1 protein-coding gene is annotated in these 1,534 nt (G+C 62.3%); it reads right to left on the bottom strand.

Annotated features, from left to right (window positions below):
- Positions 1-1,534, bottom strand: a 1,534-nt coding sequence (locus BLX41_RS02475; protein ID WP_221179185.1) for a VCBS domain-containing protein, incomplete at both ends; no start/stop codon positions are given.

The following is a 1,534-nucleotide window of genomic DNA, read 5'->3' as shown; positions in this document are numbered from 1 at the left end:
GCCGCTACACCGCCGGCAACCACGCTGATACCGCCGACGCTCAAACTCTGCACACCGTCCAGGGCAGTCACGGTGAAAGTGCCGCTCTGGGTCAGGGCCGGAGTATCCGGGCTGCTGCCAGTGGTCAGGTTCTTTTCGTAGACGGTGAGCTCGCCACCGTTGACCTCCAGACCATTCAAGGTCACCGGGTCATCGTTGTTGTGCACCTGCAGCACCAGATTCGCTGTGCTGGGGTCGCCATCGGCGTCGGTCAGGGTGTAGGTGAAGGTTTCGCTGCCACTGCCCCCGCCCTTGAGCGCCAGGAAAGCCGGATCGCTGGTGTGCACGCTATAGGTGTAACTGCCGTCCGCCGCCAGCACCAGGGTGCCGTAGGTGCCAGTGAAGGTACCGCCGGTAATGGGACCGGAAGCCACCCGATCAGCGCCCTGGACATCATTGGTCAGCACATTGCCGGTCAGGGTCAATTGGCTTTCCGAGGCGGTGCCCGGGTTGCTGTCATTGACTGCGGTGGGCAGATCGTCCACCACGTTGACGTCCAGGGAGCCGCTGGCGTTGCTGCCATCCACATCGGTGGCCACCACATTGAAGTGCTCGCTGAGGCTGTTGGCGCCATTGGCCGTCGGATGAGCATCGTTGCCGTTGAGGGTGTAGCTGTAGCTGATGACTCCGGTGCCGGCGTTGTAGCCGGTGATGGTCAGGGTATTGCCCAGAGCGGTCGTCACCGATTGCGGAAAGCCGGCCGCCACGCCGCCGCTGACCACATTGATGCCGCCCACGGTCAGGGTTTGCACGCCATCCAGCGCCGTCACGGTAAACGTGCCGCTCTGGGTCAAGGCCGGGGTATCCGGACTGCTGCCGGTGGTCAGGTTTTTCTCGTAGACGGTGAGTTCGCCACCGTTGACGTCCAGACCGTTCAAGGTCACCGAGTCGTCATTGTTGTGGATCTGCAGCACCAGATTCGCCGTGCTCGGGTCGCCATCGGAATCGGTGAGCGTGTAGGCGAAGGTTTCTGTGCCGTTGCCATTGCCATGCAAGGCTTTGAAGTCGGCATCCGAGGTGTTCAGCGTATAGGTATAGGAACCGTTGGCGTTGAGCACCAGAGTGCCATAGGTGCCGGTGAACGTACCCGCCGTGACTGGGCCGGAAACCACCCGGTCCGCGCCTTGTACATCGTTGGTCAATACGTTACCGGTCAGGGTCAACAGGCTTTCCGAGGCCGTGCCGGGGTTGCTGTCGTTGACCGCCGTGGGCAAATCATCCACCACGTTGACGTCCAGAGAGCCGCTGGCGCTGCTGCCATCCACATCGCTGACCACTACGTTGAAGTGTTCGCTGAGGCTGTTGGCGCCATTGGCGCTCGGATGGGCATCGTTGCCATTGAGGGTGTAGCTGTAACTGACGACCCCGGTGCCGGCGTTGTAGCCGGTGATCGTCAGGGTGTTGCCCAGGGCGGTGGTGACGCTTTGCGGGAACCCTGCCGCTACACCGCCGGCAACCACGCTGATACCGCCGACGCTCAAACTCTGCACACCGT

The sequence above is a fragment of the Pseudomonas protegens genome (assembly GCF_003732485.1).
GTDB lineage: Bacteria > Pseudomonadota > Gammaproteobacteria > Pseudomonadales > Pseudomonadaceae > Aquipseudomonas > Aquipseudomonas protegens_B.
The sequence above is the reverse complement of the archived record's forward strand: the minus strand, read 5'-3'. Positions and strand labels throughout refer to the sequence as shown.